This window comes from Escherichia sp. KTE96 (genome assembly GCF_000408525.1).
Classification (GTDB): domain Bacteria; phylum Pseudomonadota; class Gammaproteobacteria; order Enterobacterales; family Enterobacteriaceae; genus Escherichia; species Escherichia marmotae.
Genome location: NZ_KE137147.1, coordinates 642,413 through 657,936 on the forward strand (window position 1 = coordinate 642,413; position 15,524 = coordinate 657,936).

A 15,524-nucleotide genomic window follows, 5' to 3' on the forward strand; every position below is an offset into this window, starting at 1 on the left:
TTAACTCCGGCCCAGACGCATTTCACGTTCTGCTTCAGTTAAAGAAGCAAGGAAAGAGTCACGCTCAAAGACACGAGTCATATAGCCTTTCAGCTCTTTCGCACCCGGGCCGCTGAACTCGATGCCCAGTTGCGGCAGACGCCACAGCAGCGGAGCAAGGTAGCAATCGACCAGGCTGAACTCATCGCTCAGGAAGTACGGTTTCTGACCGAAGACCGGCGCGATGGCCAGCAGTTCTTCGCGCAGTTGCTTACGTGCGGCATCCGCTTCAGAGGCTGAACCGTTGATGATGGTGTTCATCAGCGTGTACCAGTCTTTTTCGATGCGGTGCATGTACAGACGGCTTTCACCGCGAGCTACCGGGTAAACAGGCATCAGTGGCGGATGCGGGAAACGCTCATCCAGGTATTCCATAATGATGCGAGATTCCCACAGGGTCAGCTCACGATCCACCAGGGTCGGAACGCTCTGATTCGGGTTGAGGTCAATCAGATCCTGAGGCGGATTGTCCTTTTCCACGTGTTCGATCTCGAAACTTACACCTTTCTCAGCCAGCACAATGCGGACCTGATGGCTATAGATGTCAGTAGGACCGGAAAACAGCGTCATTACCGAACGTTTGTTGGCAGCGACAGCCATGAAAACCTCCAGGTATAGTCAGAATTTTTACTGCTACCAGCCACCAGGTGGCCGGTCAGAAGTTATGTTACCCAATGAGGAATTGCCTTCACTGTTCGAAAATCAAACAAAAAATGAGCAATACTCGACATTTGGGCAGAAAATTGGATGATAGTTTACCAGATTTTGCGACCTTTGTGGTAAGTCGATGCCGGAAATGGGGAAAAAGAGATGTTCCTTAGCCTGAAATGGTTGACTTAATCCCTTATCAGCGATGTTGTTTTTGCCTTTACCACCTGTTGGGTGGCAGTAAAAAGCACGTTTTCTGTTTTTACACAGATTCAGACTTAAGCTATAAAAAAACCCGCCGGAGCGGGTTTTTTCGCAAATTGTATTCTGCCGAAGCAGAAAGCAATTAACGTTTGGAGAACTGCGGACGACGACGTGCTTTACGCAGACCGACTTTCTTACGTTCAACCTGACGAGCGTCACGAGTAACGAAGCCAGCTTTACGCAGTTCAGAACGCAGGGACTCGTCGTACTCCATCAGAGCGCGGGTGATACCGTGACGGATCGCACCAGCCTGACCAGAGATACCACCACCTTTAACGGTGATGTACAGATCCAGTTTCTCAACCATGTCGACCAGTTCCAGCGGCTGACGAACTACCATGCGGGCAGTTTCACGACCGAAGTACTGTTCCAGAGAACGTTGGTTGATAACGATTTTGCCGTTGCCCGGTTTGATGAAAACGCGAGCTGCGGAACTTTTGCGGCGACCAGTGCCGTAGTATTGATTTTCAGCCATTGCCTATAATCCCGATTAGATGTCAAGAACTTGCGGTTGCTGTGCCGCGTGGTTGTGCTCGTTACCCGCGTAAACTTTCAGTTTACGGAACATAGCACGACCCAGCGGGCCTTTTGGCAACATGCCTTTAACCGCGATTTCAATCACACGCTCAGGACGGCGAGCAATCATCTCTTCAAAGGTCGCTTGTTTGATACCACCGATGTGACCGGTGTGGTGATAGTACACTTTGTCAGTACGCTTGTTGCCGGTTACAGCAACTTTGTCAGCGTTCAGAACGATGATGTAATCACCAGTATCTACGTGCGGAGTGTATTCCGCTTTATGCTTACCGCGCAGGCGCAGAGCCAGTTCGGAAGCCAGACGGCCCAGAGTTTTACCGGTCGCGTCAACAACATACCAGTCGCGTTTTACGGTTTCTGGTTTAGCTGTAAAAGTTTTCATTAAAAGCTTACCCAATAAATAGTTACACGTTGGTGAACACCCAAACGTCTTCAATTGTTGAGGTTCACACGACAAAGTCCGGCAAACCTACCCCTTCGAATAGCCTATGCCAGCACACAAAAAGTTTTGGGAAAAAAACTTTCTTGTAACGTGGGGTCGCAGGATTATAGAGAAGTCGGGGTCAAAGATCGACCCCTTTTTGTGATTTGTGGCAGGTTTTATCAGCAATGACGCGGTTGTTTGTACGCTGTCAGGATAAGACGTATGGCATAAATTACGCCAAATGCTCACGCGTCAAATACTCTTCGCTTTGCATTTCCTGCAAACGTGACAGACAGCGCTGAAACTCAAACTTTAGTCGCTCGCCCTGATAAATTTCGTACAAAGGGACTTCCGCGCTCACCACCAGCTTGACGTGGCGCTCGTAAAACTCATCCACCAGCGCAATAAAACGCCGCGCTTCGCTCTCCATCAACCGCGTCATGACAGGCACATCAAACAACATCACCGTGTGAAACAGACGTGAGAGCGCAATATAGTCATGCTGGCTACGGGCATCGACGCACAGCGTGGTAAATGACACCGCCAGTGTCTGGTTTTCTACGCCCATTGTCGCCAGCGGGCGATGATTGATTTCCAGTGTGGGGGATTGTTCTCGTTTTGCACCTGCCAGTGCCAGCCACAGCTTATCCATCTGTTCACGCGTTTCATCATTGAGCGGCGACAGCCACAGATGCGCCTGAGTGAGCGTGCGCAGCCGATAATCAACCCCGGCATCGACGTTCATCACATCACAATGCTGTTTAATGGCGTCGATAGCCGGAAGAAAACGCGCACGTTGTAAACCATTTCGATAAAGTTCATCCGGCGGAATATTTGACGTCGCCACCAGCGTTATACCGCGAGCAAACAACGCTTTCATCAGGCCGCCCAGCAGCATAGCATCGGTAATATCCGAGACAAAAAATTCGTCAAAACAGAGCACATCGGTTTCAGCTTTGAAACGATCAGCAATAATTTCCAGCGGATCGCTCTGCCCCTGCAATGTGGTTAATTCTTCATGCACACGCAGCATAAAACGGTGAAAGTGCAGGCGCTGTTTTCGCTCTCCCGGCAAACTTTGATAGAACAGATCCATCAACCAGGTTTTTCCACGCCCTACACCGCCCCACATATATAAGCCACGCACCGGCGCGTTGCTTGTATCTTCACGTTTACCCCACAGCTTACCGACCCGCGCCATTATCCCGCTCACCCTGGCGGCTGGTGGCGTGCTACTGATGAGTTCCTGATAAATAATTTCCAGGCGACTGACGGCCTCTTTTTGTACGTCGTCGGGTTGATGGCTGCCTTCATTGAGCGCCTTCAGGTATTGCGATGTCGGGGTAACGCTTTGCATGATGTTATTGTTATTCCTTGAATAATCGGTGTACCGTTGTTCACGGTTGACGAAAAAAAGGCCGTTCTACACTACGCGATATGCAGTCGGGATTCCACTTCTGTGGAATTAACGGTTATAGTGGCATAATCAGCCGCAGGCATGGAGCCTGAAGCCAACACCCTACGGAAACAAAAGACAACGGGAGATGTTCATGACCTGGGAATATGCGCTAATTGGGTTAGTCGTCGGCATCATTATTGGTGCTGTGGCCATGCGTTTTGGTAATCGCAAGTTACGCCAGCAACAGGCGTTACAGTACGAACTGGAAAAAAATAAAGCTGAACTGGACGAGTATCGCGAAGAGCTGGTTAACCACTTTGCCCGCAGTGCGGAATTGCTGGATACCATGGCGCACGACTATCGCCAGCTATATCAACACATGGCGAAAAGCTCCAGCAGCCTGCTACCGGAACTGTCCGCAGAAGCCAACCCGTTCCGCAATCGTCTGGCCGAGTCTGAAGCCGGCAACGATCAGGCTCCAGTGCAGATGCCGCGTGACTATTCTGAAGGCGCATCCGGTCTGCTGCGTACTGGCGCGAAGCGCGACTAATTTATTTTTCGGGCGCAGCCATTGCGCCCTCCTCTTCTCCCGCCTCCGACTATCATTTAATTTGATGTCTCATTGTTAGCCATCTGAAAATTCAATAACATCAAACTGTTTTGAATCTCTTTTTCTTATCATTCAGGTACGAGAGCAGGAATAAATGAAAAAACAAACCCAGCTGTTGAGTGCATTAGCGTTAAGTGTCGGGTTAACTCTCTCGGCGCCGTTTCAGGCCATCGCATCGATTCCCGCTCAGGTTGCCGGTCAAGCGCCACTGCCCAGTCTGGCCCCGATGCTGGAAAAAGTGCTTCCCGCGGTAGTAAGCGTTCGAGTCGAAGGAACCGCCAGCCAGGAGCAGAAAATTCCGGAAGAATTCAAAAAGTTTTTTGGTGATGATTTACCGGATCAACCAGCGCAACCCTTCGAAGGTTTAGGCTCCGGCGTCATTATCAATGCCAGTAAAGGTTATGTGCTGACCAACAACCATGTCATTAATCAGGCGCAGAAAATCAGTATTCAGCTCAATGACGGGCGTGAGTTTGATGCGAAGCTGATTGGCGGCGATGACCAGAGCGACATTGCCCTGCTGCAAATCCAGAATCCTGGCAAGTTAACGCAGATCGCCATTGCCGACTCCGATAAACTGCGCGTCGGTGATTTTGCCGTCGCGGTCGGTAACCCGTTTGGACTCGGGCAAACCGCTACCTCCGGGATTGTTTCCGCATTAGGTCGCAGCGGGTTGAATCTTGAAGGTCTGGAAAACTTTATCCAGACCGATGCCTCCATTAACCGTGGTAACTCCGGCGGTGCGCTGTTAAACCTTAACGGTGAATTAATTGGTATCAACACAGCAATCCTTGCTCCTGGCGGTGGTAGCGTCGGGATTGGTTTTGCCATTCCGAGTAATATGGCCCGCACCCTGGCACAGCAACTTATCGACTTCGGTGAAATCAAACGCGGCCTGCTAGGTATCAAAGGTACAGAGATGAGTGCCGATATCGCTAAAGCCTTCAACCTTGACGTACAACGCGGAGCATTTGTCAGCGAAGTGCTACCAGGTTCTGGCTCAGCAAAAGCGGGCGTGAAAGCGGGTGATATTATTACCAGCCTCAATGGCAAACCACTTAATAGCTTTGCCGAGTTGCGTTCGCGCATCGCGACCACCGAGCCGGGCACGAAAGTGAAGCTCGGTCTGCTGCGTAACGGCAAGCCGCTGGAAGTGGAAGTGACCCTCGATACCAGCACGTCATCATCCGCCAGTGCTGAGATGATCACACCAGCGCTGGAAGGCGCAACATTGAGCGATGGTCAGCTAAAAGATGGCAGCAAAGGCATTAAGATCGATGAAGTAGTTAAGGGTAGCCCTGCCGCCCAGGCTGGTTTGCAAAAAGACGATGTGATCATTGGCGTAAACCGCGATCGGGTGAACTCAATTGCTGAAATGCGCAAAGTGCTGGCAACCAAACCGGCCATCATCGCCCTGCAGATTGTACGCGGCAATGAAAGCATCTACTTACTAATGCGTTAATGTCGCAAACCGGGCATCAGGCTGACGTGTGATGTCCGGTTAACTCGTGGTATGCTGCTGCCGTTCCCTTTATTAACGACGCCTCCATCATGTTTGTGAAGCTCTTACGTTCCGTTGCGATTGGATTAATTGTCGGCGCTATTCTGCTGGTTGCCATGCCTTCGCTGCGCAGCATTAACCCGCTTTCCACGCCGCAATTCGACAGTACCGATGAGACGCCTGCCAGCTATAATCTGGCGGTTCGCCGCGCTGCGCCAGCAGTAGTCAACGTCTATAACCGTGGTTTAAATACGACCTCACACAATCAGCTTGAGATCCGCACGCTGGGATCTGGTGTGATCATGGATCAACGCGGTTATATCATCACCAACAAACACGTGATCAACGACGCCGATCAGATCATCGTCGCCTTACAGGATGGTCGTGTTTTTGAAGCGTTACTGGTGGGATCTGACTCTCTGACCGATCTGGCAGTGCTTAAAATTAATGCCACTGGCGGTTTACCCACTATCCCAATTAATGCTCGTCGCGTACCGCACATTGGCGATGTGGTGCTGGCGATCGGTAACCCGTACAACCTCGGACAAACCATTACTCAGGGGATTATCAGCGCCACGGGTCGAATCGGCCTGAACCCAACCGGACGGCAAAACTTCCTGCAAACCGATGCCTCCATTAACCACGGTAACTCCGGCGGCGCGCTGGTTAACTCGCTGGGCGAATTGATGGGCATCAACACGCTGTCGTTTGATAAGAGTAACGATGGCGAAACGCCGGAAGGTATCGGCTTTGCAATTCCCTTCCAGTTAGCGACCAAAATTATGGATAAGTTGATCCGCGATGGTCGCGTGATCCGTGGCTACATTGGTATCGGTGGACGCGAGATTGCTCCTCTGCACGCCCAGGGTGGCGGCATCGATCAACTGCAAGGGATCGTGGTTAATGAAGTGTCACCTGATGGCCCGGCAGCTAACGCGGGTATCCAGGTCAACGATCTGATTATCTCTGTGGATAACAAACCGGCTATCTCTGCTCTGGAGACGATGGATCAGGTAGCAGAAATTCGCCCTGGTTCGGTGATCCCGGTTGTAGTGATGCGTGACGATAAGCAGTTAACGTTGCAGGTTACGATTCAGGAATATCCGGCGACCAATTAAGGCCGGAGTTAAGCACAAAAAACCGGAGACATTGCTCCGGTTTTTTATTATCTACTAATCAATTATTTATTAACGAACTCTTCGCCCAGAGCGATATCTTTCTTCAGCGTATCGAGCATACCTTCCAGCGCGTTCTGTTCAAATGCACTCAGAGTGCCGATAGATTTACGCTCTTCCACGCCGTTTTTACCCAGCAGCAGCGGTTGAGAGAAGAAACGTGCGTACTGACCGTCACCTTCAACATAGGCACACTCTACTACGCCTTTTTCGCCCTGCAGCGCACGAACCAGAGACAGACCAAAACGTGCAGCCGCCTGGCCCATAGACAGAGTTGCAGACCCGCCACCGGCTTTCGCTTCAACCACTTCAGTACCCGCGTTCTGGATACGTTTGGTCAGATCAGCCACTTCTTGCTCGGTAAAGCTGACGCCAGGAACCTGCGACAGCAACGGCAGAATGGTAACGCCAGAGTGACCGCCAATAACCGGCACTTCTACATCACCCGGTTGTTTGCCTTTCAGTTCCGCAACAAAGGTGTTGGAACGAATGATATCCAGCGTAGTGACGCCAAACAGCTTGTTTTTGTCATAAACACCGGCTTTTTTCAGCACTTCTGCAGCGATAGCCACAGTGGTATTAACCGGGTTAGTGATAATACCAATGCACGCTTTCGGGCAGGTTTTCGCGACTTGCTGTACCAGGTTTTTCACGATCCCAGCGTTAACGTTAAACAGGTCGGAACGATCCATACCCGGTTTACGCGCTACGCCAGCGGAAATAAGAACAACATCCGCACCTTCCAGCGCCGGAGTCGCATCTTCACCAGAAAAACCTTTGATTTTCACAGCAGTAGGGATATGGCTCAGATCGACGGCCACACCGGGAGTGACTGGAGCGATATCATACAGGGAGAGTTCTGAACCTGAAGGCAGTTGGGTTTTTAACAGTAATGCAAGCGCCTGGCCGATACCACCAGCAGCGCCGAGGACTGCGACTTTCATCCTAAACTCCTTATTATATTGATAAACTAAGATATGTTGCTCCGCTGCCGCGACCTTAATCCACAAATTCACAGTTTACAATGACCACTTCTCAAGAATGTGTAGTCACGCAAATTTGGCGTTTATGCATTTAATTGACGTAATCAGGGAGCTAACTTACGTAATTAACAGCCGCTTATGCATCAGAGCTACATTCCAACAGGTGGTGACAATATACCCTACCGTTCAGCCAAAACAATATCAATTTGATAACAATTAATTTACTTTTAAGCGAAATTTACGCGCCGTGACACAGGCATGTTTCTCAATAACGAAATTTGATAAAATCCCGCTCTTTCATAACATTATTTCAGCCTTCTCCAGGGCAGACTGTTTGCATAAAAATTCATCTGTATGCACAATAATGTTGTATCAACCACCATATCGGGTGACTTATGCGAAGCTCGGCTAAGCAAGAAGAATTAGTTAAAGCGTTTAAAGCGTTACTTAAAGAAGAGAAATTTAGCTCCCAAGGCGAAATCGTCGCCGCATTGCAGGAGCAAGGCTTTGACAATATTAATCAGTCTAAAGTCTCGCGGATGTTGACCAAGTTTGGTGCTGTACGTACCCGCAATGCCAAAATGGAAATGGTTTACTGCCTACCTGCTGAACTGGGCGTACCAACCACGTCCAGCCCGCTGAAAAATCTGGTGCTGGATATCGACTACAACGACGCTGTTGTGGTGATTCATACCAGCCCCGGCGCGGCACAGTTAATTGCGCGTCTGCTGGACTCGTTGGGCAAAGCAGAAGGTATTCTTGGCACCATTGCTGGTGATGACACCATCTTTACCACCCCTGCCAAAGGTTTCACCGTCAAAGACCTGTATGAAGCGATCTTAGAGCTGTTCGATCAGGAGCTTTAATCTCTTGCCCCGTCGCTTCTGGCGGCGGGGAAAATGTTGCAATCCCCTGTCCCCCTTGTTTTCCCTGCCATTTATTTAACGAATAGTGCGTTTCTTGAGACAAAAAATTCACACATCGAATACATAAAGTAAAAAACGCACATTATGCAAAAAAGCATATCTTATTGAAATTAATGCCATTTACTATAAATCACCCTATTTTTAATTCCAATTTGTTATAAAGGTTAAAATTTTTAACAATTTACATTCAATAGAAACAGTTAGCGTGGTATTAATTAGCTCAATAATTAGTGTATACTTGATTTTGTGATATGGGTCACGAAACAAAGACCCAACTAAAAGATTATGTCGAGGTAAAAATCATGAAAATCAAAACCACTGTTGCTGCATTAAGCGTACTTTCTGTTCTCTCTTTCGGTGCATTCGCTGCCGATTCCATTGATGCTGCACAAGCACAAAATCGTGAAGCTATCGGTACTGTATCCGTAAGTGGCGTTGCCTCTTCACCGATGGATATGCGTGAAATGCTGAACAAAAAAGCGGAAGAGAAGGGCGCAACGGCCTACCAGATTACTGAAGCTCGTAGCGGTGATACCTGGCATGCCACGGCTGAACTGTACAAATAAACCCTCATCGTCTTGTCCGACGAGATTGCCTCCGGTTCGGAGGCTTTTTTTTGCGCTAATGGCGAACATTAAAACGCAAATGTCCTTCCAGCTCTTCTTCTGCCTCATCAAACAACAGTATTAACGCGCCAAAACGGCGACGCGTTTTCTCTCCCAGATGAACAAACTCAATCTCCAGCGGTAGTGGCAGGACATCGTTCATTAACACATCCCACAGAGAGTCGAGATCGCGTACCTTATCTTTCGCCAGACCAAAGGTTTGGCGAAAGTCGCGATAAAAGTCCTCCTGACTCTCAATCTCATCAAAATCAAAGCTATAGATATTCATCTGTTGCCACCATCACGTTTCGCGGCGAGTTCTGCCGATCATCGCTAAGTATAGCCATGAAAAAACCGACGCTTTTGGCGTCGGCTCAGATGATTGACAAAGTGCGCGTTGTTGATGTCGGATGCGGCGTGAACGCTTTATCCGGCCTACCAGGGTGTGCAAATTCAATATAATGCAATTTTGTAGGCCTGATAAGCGTAGCGCATCAGGCAATTTGGAGTATATCAGCAATATCAACTGACACCTTTTGCCGTCGGTTTTGACTTAACTATCGGTCAGCGCATGTTGATACTTATGGAGCATACTGGTAAGCCGATACACCGGTTCTGTAACCTGCGGCGGTGCTTGCCAGATGCGTAACTTTTCCTGGTAAATCTCCAGTTCTTCCAGCAACTGCCCGAAGTAACGACGGCGTTTGTCATCGCTACGAGCAGAAATAACGTGGTCCGCGGTACGTCGCATTTGTCGGTGGAATGCCGATAAATCATCGTTAACCGGGATCGGCGCATCGCGCAGGCGCTGGTGTGCGATAATCATCGTCAACGCCAGGCGAAATTTCGGTAAATCGCCGGGAAATTTATTCATCAGCAAAAACAACTGCTGATAAAGCGCTGGCAGATGGTTCTCTTTACGACGCGCAACATTGGTGGTCATTGCGGAAACAGCAGCAGAAACAAACTGATTAAGCAGTACGCGTCCGGTTCGATCACGCGATTTATCCCGCACTAAAAGAATGACAATAAACGCCAGCACACAGCCGACAATTTGCCCCAACGCGCTGTCGAGAAACTGGCTGAACTGAAAGGTCATCGGGTTATCCAGCACAATAATGTTAATGGTACTGGCTAACGCCCCCATCGATCCCAGCCGCCGTTTCTGCACTTCGATACCGAGGAAGAATCCCAGCACCGCCAGACTAAGGCAAAGCAGCAACATACTCTGTTGGGTATTGGGGATAATCACCAAAAAGTAGAGTAGCCCTAACGGCAGCGCCGCCAGCGTCCCGTAGATAAAGTCGATCGCTACCATGCGTGGATTAGGCAAACGCATTGCCAGCGAGGTCACTACTGCGATCATTACCATTGCACCACTGCCAGAGGTCCATCCGGTCCACAGCCAGAACAGCGTCCCCAGAATGCAGGAAAGTGTTGTGCGCCAGAAATTGACCATCGCATGATGACGCTCGGCTGACTCTACTTTTACTTCCGGCTCGCCTTGCAGGATCTCTTCTTCGGTCGCGTTGATTTTGGTGTTGCTGATGACGCCTCGCTTGAGCAACTGATAGCGCGTTGCCGCCGCGACCCAGCTATAAATGGTGATGGGCGTTTCGCGCTCCCCGGTCCAGGCAATAACTCTCCGCAGGCGCTTTAGCTGCTTACGGACGTCCTGCGCAGTTTCTACCGGCGTGTCAAAAAATTCGCGGAAAGTATCTGTGATCAATTCCGGGCGCGAATTCTGAATCAGCCAGGTTTCGCAAGACTGAGTGATCAGCGTCAGCGACAGCGTATTGATCGCTTTTAAACGTCGATTGGCGCGTGCCCAGCGGGAAGATTCCATATTCAGGTTGCTGCGCATTCCTTGCAGCGCCGTGGTGCGTCGAACCAGGTCACCCCAGGCTTTATCGACGACTTCACCATCGCCATGTTTGATACACAGTTGCATTAACTGATATTGCGCCACCAGCAAACTTTCCAGTTCACGATCCACCTCTTGCTTAATCGATCGCGGAGAAAAGAGCAGATCCGCCACAATAGCGCACACAATACCCATGACGATTTCGCTGCAACGTTCAACAGCAAACTGCGGCGTAAGTAGCGGTTCCGGCTGAATGGTGATCACAATGATCAGCGCGGTGTAACCCGCCAGCCCCCACGCATAGGAGTTTTCTACTCGTACCAGCGAAGAAATCCAGGTACAAAAACCGGCCCAGATACAGCACACCAGAATCATCAACAATGGCGCGCGGATCATCGCAATAATGATCACCAACCCGGCAATACAGCCTATAAATGTGCCGATGATGCGCAAAAAGCCGCGATAGCGAATAGCGCCCGAGTACGGTTCTCCACCGGCTGCAAAGGCCGGACCTGCGGCAACAATCGCCGCTGTCAGTACCGCCCAGCGTGGCGTTTCAAGCTGAAAATGAAAACCAACAAACAGCGCCAGCACAATGGCGGTCGCCAGTTTTACCGCGAAGCGAATATGTTGGTTAGCAATGGAGAAAATACCCATCGTGATTAACCAAACTCGCGCAGGCGATGAGCCATTTTTCGGAAGAACGAATCCTGACTTTCGTCGCGATCTTGTTTACCCGTAACCACCACAGTGGCGGTAGTCCCGGCAGGCCAGATGTTATCTTGCTGGTTGTCGAGACGAATACGTACCGGAACACGCTGCGCCAGACGCACCCACTCCAGGTTAGAGTCGATTGTCGCCATACCTTTGTCATCACGCGTGCTGCTGGCGTTAGTGACTCCGGCAGCAACGCTATCGACCGTACCTTTCAGCACTTTATTGCTACCAAGCGGCGTGATCTCTGCGCGATATCCTGGATGTACACCTTCCAGTTTGGTTTCTTCCATATAGGCCAACACATAGAAGGAGTTCTGTTTCACCAGTGCAACGGCCGTTGATCCCCGCGTAATAAATTCACCGGTATAGACGTTGAGGTTGGTCACCCAGCCATCTGCTGGCGCGCGGATCACCGTGCGTTCAAGATCCAGTTTTGCCAGATCGCGGGTCGCCTGCGCTTTCGCTAACTGATGCAGGACCGTTTGCAGCACGTTGTTGGCCTGGTCGATCTCTTCGCGAGACATCGCCTGTATGCCGAGACGGTTACGACGTCCGGCCTCCTGGCGCTTTTCCTGTGCCAGCACCTGATAATAAGCAACGTCGGCTTGTGCTTCCTCGAGCGCCTTTTGATAGCGCGGCTGGTCGATGGTGAACAGTACCTGCCCTTTTTTCACCAACTGGTTATCATGAACATTCACTTGGGTAATGAGACCGGATACATCCGGCGCAATTGCCACCACGTCGGCGCTAAAGCGCGCGTCACGCGTCCACGGAGATTCGGTGTAATAGACCCAGGCATTAAAAATTGCGATGAAGGCCAGAATGACTAATACGACCGTAATGGCCGTACGGGAGAATTTTCTTATTAGTGTTTTCACTTCAACCTCAAACGAACAGTCGCGATATCAAATAAAACAAACAGCAATAGAGCGCGGTGTTGAACAACGCCGGATGCCAGACAAAGTCGTAGATACCTGTTGGCACAAGTACCCGGCGCACTAGCCAAAAAATCGCCAGTGATAAAAGCAATTCGAAAAATATCGGTGGGAAGGACAGCCCAAACACCACGATAACGGGAAACAGACTCATGTTGACCTTGGTTGTATAGAGAGAGCAGGCGTCATTATTTTCAGCATCTGTCGCCGCAGAGAAGGGCATGGAAAGCCGGGCGAGAGCAACATTGCTGTAGATTAATATTTAATATATTAGCGTAACTGTTATGCTGTTATCTATATTATGTGATCTAAATCACTTTTAAGTCAGAGTGAATAATGGAACGACTAAAACGCATGTCGGTTTTTGCCAAAGTAGTTGAATTTGGCTCTTTTACCGCCGCCGCCAGGCAGTTACAGATGAGCGTATCATCCATCAGTCAGACGGTATCTAAACTGGAAGATGAGTTGCAGGTTAAGCTACTAAACCGCAGCACGCGTAGCATTGGCCTGACCGAAGCGGGTAAAATTTACTATCAAGGCTGTCGCCGGATGCTCCATGAAGTGCAGGATGTTCATGAGCAACTGTATGCTTTCAATAACACGCCCATCGGCACGCTACGTATTGGCTGTTCTTCAACTATGGCACAAAATGTTCTCGCGGGGCTGACGGCAAAAATGCTGAAAGAGTACCCGGGCTTAAGCGTAAATCTGGTCACGGGCATTCCGGCACCTGACCTGATTGCCGATGGCCTTGACGTGGTGATCCGCGTTGGCGCATTACAAGATTCCAGCCTGTTTTCCCGCCGCCTGGGCGCGATGCCAATGGTGGTGTGCGCCGCCAAAAGCTATCTCACACAGTATGGCGTACCGGAAAAACCAGCCGATTTAAGTAGTCATTCATGGCTTGAATACAGTGTGCGCCCGGACAATGAATTTGAACTGATCGCTCCGGAAGGGATCTCAACGCGCCTCATCCCACAAGGGCGATTTGTCACTAACGATCCGATGACGCTGGTTCGCTGGCTAACTGCTGGGGCGGGGATCGCCTACGTGCCGCTGATGTGGGTGATCAATGAGATCAATCGCGGGGACCTGGAGATCCTGCTGCCGCGTTACCAGTCAGATCCTCGCCCGGTTTATGCGCTATATACCGAAAAAGATAAGTTGCCGTTAAAGGTGCAGGTAGTGATCAACTCATTAACGGATTATTTTGTCGAGGTAGGAAAACTTTTTCAGGAGATGCACGGGCGTGGGAAAGAGAAGTAATTCCTTAGCGCAGGTCGAATAAGGCATTCACGCCGCATCCGGCAACCGATGCCTGATGCGACGCTTACCGTCCTGGACAGATTACGCTGTACCACCAACAGTCAGGTTATCGACTTTCAGCGTCGGCTGACCTACGCCAACCGGCAGGCTCTGCCCTTCTTTACCGCAGACACCCACGCCGTTATCCAGTTTCAGGTCGTTGCCCACCATCGAAATCTGCTGCATGGTTTCGATACCGGAACCAATCAACGTTGCGCCTTTCACCGGCTTCGTCACTTTACCGTTTTCAATCAGATACGCTTCTGAGGTGGAGAAGACAAATTTACCAGAGGTGATATCTACCTGACCGCCGCCAAAGTTCGGCGCATAGATACCATACTCAACGGATTCAATGATTTCCTGCGGTGTCGATTTACCCGGCAGCATGTAGGTGTTGGTCATACGCGGCATTGGCAGGTGAGCGTAAGATTCACGGCGACCATTGCCGGTCGGCGTCATACCCATTAAACGCGCATTGAGTTTATCCTGCATGTAACCTTTCAGGATCCCGTTCTCAATCAACACGTTGTATTGACCTGGTGTGCCTTCGTCATCAATCGCCACCGAACCACGGCGATCAACCATCGTACCGTCATCAACCACGGTACACAGTTCAGAAGCCACCAGCTCACCGAGCTGGCCACTAAAGACCGATGTACCACGGCGGTTGAAGTCGCCTTCCAGGCCGTGACCGACCGCTTCATGCAACAACACGCCCGGCCAGCCAGCGCCGAGAACAACCGGCATAGTCCCCGCAGGCGCGGCAACGGCGGAAAGATTGACCAGTGCCATACGCACTGCTTCTTTCGCCCATGCATCAGCGCGAACTTCACCATCGAGGTCAGCAAGGAAGAACTCATAACCGAAACGACCGCCGCCGCCGCTGGCACCACGTTCGCGTTTACCATCTTCTTCGACCAGAACGCTCACGGAAAGACGCACCAGAGGGCGGACATCCGCCGCCAGGGTTCCGTCAGTCGCTGCGACCAAAATTAATTCATAGACGCCGCTCAGGCTGGCAGTCACTTCCTGTACGCGCTTGTCCGCTTCGCGGGCAACTTTATCGACGCGGCGCAGGATATCCAGCTTCTCTTCGCGGCTCATGCTTTGCAGCGGATCAAGCGAGGTATACAGCGGGCTATGCTCTACCGCGCCCAGTGTTTGTACTTTGCCATCGCCACTATCACGGACGATGGTGCGCGCCGCTTGCGCGCTCTGCTCCAGCGCCAGCAGGCTGATTTGGTCTGCGTAAGCAAACCCGGTTTTTTCACCGCTGATTGCACGCACGCCAACACCCTGATCGATGTTGTAAGAACCATCTTTGATAATGCGGTCTTCTAAAACCCAGGACTCGTGATAGCTCGACTGAAAATAGAGATCGCCATAATCAAGGCGACGTTCGGCCAGTTGACCGAGGATCGCGAACAAGTCCTGATGTTTCAGGCCGTTCGCCGCTAGCAATTGTTCACTTACCAGGTTCAGACTCATCGTTTTTGCTACTCGTTAGTTACTGCGGTAGAGGATTTTTTACGGCTGCCGGGTGCGGCGTAAACGCCTTATCCGGCCTGCGGTTTGTTCCGGTTCGTTGGTTT

16 protein-coding genes are annotated in these 15,524 nt (G+C 50.5%); 6 read left to right on the forward strand and 10 right to left on the reverse strand.

The genetic code is table 11. The annotated features are described in order from the left end of the window. The 4 genes from sspA to zapE form a co-directional block, all read right to left on the reverse strand. Entirely contained in the window at positions 1–639 is a 639-nt protein-coding gene (sspA, locus tag A1WG_RS15195; RefSeq protein WP_000257293.1) for a stringent starvation protein SspA, read from the reverse strand. Between the two features lie 394 nt (positions 640–1,033). Then, positions 1,034–1,426 (reverse strand): 30S ribosomal protein S9, encoded by a 393-nt coding sequence (gene rpsI, locus A1WG_RS15190; RefSeq protein ID WP_000829818.1) that lies wholly within the window; start codon positions 1,424–1,426, stop codon positions 1,034–1,036. Between the two features lie 15 nt (positions 1,427–1,441). Continuing rightward, positions 1,442–1,870 carry a 50S ribosomal protein L13 gene (gene rplM / locus A1WG_RS15185; RefSeq protein ID WP_001517180.1) on the reverse strand — a complete coding sequence of 143 codons (429 nt, stop codon included), beginning with the start codon at positions 1,868–1,870 and terminating at the stop codon, positions 1,442–1,444. 274 nt (positions 1,871–2,144) lie between these two features. Beyond that, the gene (gene zapE / locus A1WG_RS15180) at positions 2,145–3,269 is read right to left on the reverse strand and encodes a cell division protein ZapE (protein ID WP_001517181.1); all 1,125 of its coding nucleotides are present in this window, start codon (positions 3,267–3,269) and stop codon (positions 2,145–2,147) included. Between the two features lie 193 nt (positions 3,270–3,462). Between zapE and zapG the strand changes: the two genes are divergently transcribed. The 3 genes from zapG to degS all read left to right on the forward strand — a co-directional run bounded on the left by zapG (position 3,463) and on the right by degS (position 6,540). After that, positions 3,463–3,861 (forward strand): Z-ring associated protein ZapG, encoded by a 399-nt coding sequence (gene zapG / locus A1WG_RS15175; protein ID WP_001517182.1) that lies wholly within the window; start codon positions 3,463–3,465, stop codon positions 3,859–3,861. Between the two features lie 154 nt (positions 3,862–4,015). Then, positions 4,016–5,383 carry a serine endoprotease DegQ gene (degQ, locus tag A1WG_RS15170; RefSeq protein WP_000745037.1) on the forward strand — a complete coding sequence of 456 codons (1,368 nt, stop codon included), beginning with the start codon at positions 4,016–4,018 and terminating at the stop codon, positions 5,381–5,383. Positions 5,384–5,472: 89 nt separating this feature from the next. Next, complete coding sequence (degS, locus tag A1WG_RS15165) at positions 5,473–6,540, forward strand: outer membrane-stress sensor serine endopeptidase DegS (protein ID WP_000497718.1); 1,068 nt, start codon at positions 5,473–5,475, stop codon at positions 6,538–6,540. A gap of 62 nt (positions 6,541–6,602) precedes the next feature. Here the strand turns inward: degS and mdh are convergent, their stop codons facing one another. Continuing rightward, positions 6,603–7,541: a malate dehydrogenase gene (mdh, locus tag A1WG_RS15160; protein WP_001517183.1), complete on the reverse strand. Its 939-nt coding sequence runs from the start codon at positions 7,539–7,541 to the stop codon at positions 6,603–6,605. 434 nt (positions 7,542–7,975) lie between these two features. Between mdh and argR the strand changes: the two genes are divergently transcribed. Together argR and yhcN are read left to right on the forward strand one after the other, a co-directional pair. Continuing rightward, complete coding sequence (argR, locus tag A1WG_RS15155; RefSeq protein WP_001257843.1) at positions 7,976–8,446, forward strand: transcriptional regulator ArgR; 471 nt, start codon at positions 7,976–7,978, stop codon at positions 8,444–8,446. Positions 8,447–8,808: 362 nt separating this feature from the next. Further along, positions 8,809–9,072, forward strand: a complete 264-nt coding sequence (yhcN, locus tag A1WG_RS15150) for a peroxide/acid stress response protein YhcN (RefSeq protein ID WP_000695690.1) — start codon at positions 8,809–8,811, stop codon at positions 9,070–9,072. Between the two features lie 55 nt (positions 9,073–9,127). Here yhcN and A1WG_RS15145 read toward each other — a convergent pair whose 3' ends face one another. From A1WG_RS15145 to aaeX, 4 genes are all read right to left on the reverse strand, one after another. Next, a complete protein-coding gene (locus tag A1WG_RS15145) occupies positions 9,128–9,400 on the reverse strand; it encodes a barstar family protein (RefSeq protein WP_001028998.1) in 273 nt (90 codons plus the stop codon). 264 nt (positions 9,401–9,664) lie between these two features. Then, complete coding sequence (gene aaeB / locus A1WG_RS15140; protein WP_001517184.1) at positions 9,665–11,632, reverse strand: p-hydroxybenzoic acid efflux pump subunit AaeB; 1,968 nt, start codon at positions 11,630–11,632, stop codon at positions 9,665–9,667. A gap of 5 nt (positions 11,633–11,637) precedes the next feature. Then, positions 11,638–12,570: a p-hydroxybenzoic acid efflux pump subunit AaeA gene (aaeA, locus tag A1WG_RS15135; protein ID WP_000854025.1), complete on the reverse strand. Its 933-nt coding sequence runs from the start codon at positions 12,568–12,570 to the stop codon at positions 11,638–11,640. A gap of 7 nt (positions 12,571–12,577) precedes the next feature. After that, entirely contained in the window at positions 12,578–12,781 is a 204-nt protein-coding gene (gene aaeX / locus A1WG_RS15130; RefSeq protein ID WP_000051841.1) for a p-hydroxybenzoic acid efflux pump operon protein AaeX, read from the reverse strand. 182 nt (positions 12,782–12,963) lie between these two features. Between aaeX and aaeR the strand changes: the two genes are divergently transcribed. Beyond that, positions 12,964–13,893, forward strand: a complete 930-nt coding sequence (gene aaeR / locus A1WG_RS15125; protein WP_000440306.1) for an HTH-type transcriptional activator AaeR — start codon at positions 12,964–12,966, stop codon at positions 13,891–13,893. 81 nt (positions 13,894–13,974) lie between these two features. Here aaeR and tldD read toward each other — a convergent pair whose 3' ends face one another. Beyond that, positions 13,975–15,420, reverse strand: coding sequence for a metalloprotease TldD (tldD, locus tag A1WG_RS15120; protein WP_001517185.1), 1,446 nt, complete (start codon positions 15,418–15,420; stop codon positions 13,975–13,977). Positions 15,421–15,524 lie beyond the last annotated feature (104 nt).

Coding starts and splice junctions, on each gene's coding strand:
- sspA (WP_000257293.1), bottom strand. CDS start 639: ATGGCTGTCGCTGCCAACAAACGTTCGGTAATGACGCTGTTTTCCGGT.
- rpsI (WP_000829818.1), bottom strand. CDS start 1,426: ATGGCTGAAAATCAATACTACGGCACTGGTCGCCGCAAAAGTTCCGCA.
- rplM (WP_001517180.1), bottom strand. CDS start 1,870: ATGAAAACTTTTACAGCTAAACCAGAAACCGTAAAACGCGACTGGTAT.
- zapE (WP_001517181.1), bottom strand. CDS start 3,269: ATGCAAAGCGTTACCCCGACATCGCAATACCTGAAGGCGCTCAATGAA.
- zapG (WP_001517182.1), top strand. CDS start 3,463: ATGACCTGGGAATATGCGCTAATTGGGTTAGTCGTCGGCATCATTATT.
- degQ (WP_000745037.1), top strand. CDS start 4,016: ATGAAAAAACAAACCCAGCTGTTGAGTGCATTAGCGTTAAGTGTCGGG.
- degS (WP_000497718.1), top strand. CDS start 5,473: ATGTTTGTGAAGCTCTTACGTTCCGTTGCGATTGGATTAATTGTCGGC.
- mdh (WP_001517183.1), bottom strand. CDS start 7,541: ATGAAAGTCGCAGTCCTCGGCGCTGCTGGTGGTATCGGCCAGGCGCTT.
- argR (WP_001257843.1), top strand. CDS start 7,976: ATGCGAAGCTCGGCTAAGCAAGAAGAATTAGTTAAAGCGTTTAAAGCG.
- yhcN (WP_000695690.1), top strand. CDS start 8,809: ATGAAAATCAAAACCACTGTTGCTGCATTAAGCGTACTTTCTGTTCTC.
- A1WG_RS15145 (WP_001028998.1), bottom strand. CDS start 9,400: ATGAATATCTATAGCTTTGATTTTGATGAGATTGAGAGTCAGGAGGAC.
- aaeB (WP_001517184.1), bottom strand. CDS start 11,632: ATGGGTATTTTCTCCATTGCTAACCAACATATTCGCTTCGCGGTAAAA.
- aaeX (WP_000051841.1), bottom strand. CDS start 12,781: ATGAGTCTGTTTCCCGTTATCGTGGTGTTTGGGCTGTCCTTCCCACCG.
- aaeR (WP_000440306.1), top strand. CDS start 12,964: ATGGAACGACTAAAACGCATGTCGGTTTTTGCCAAAGTAGTTGAATTT.
- tldD (WP_001517185.1), bottom strand. CDS start 15,420: ATGAGTCTGAACCTGGTAAGTGAACAATTGCTAGCGGCGAACGGCCTG.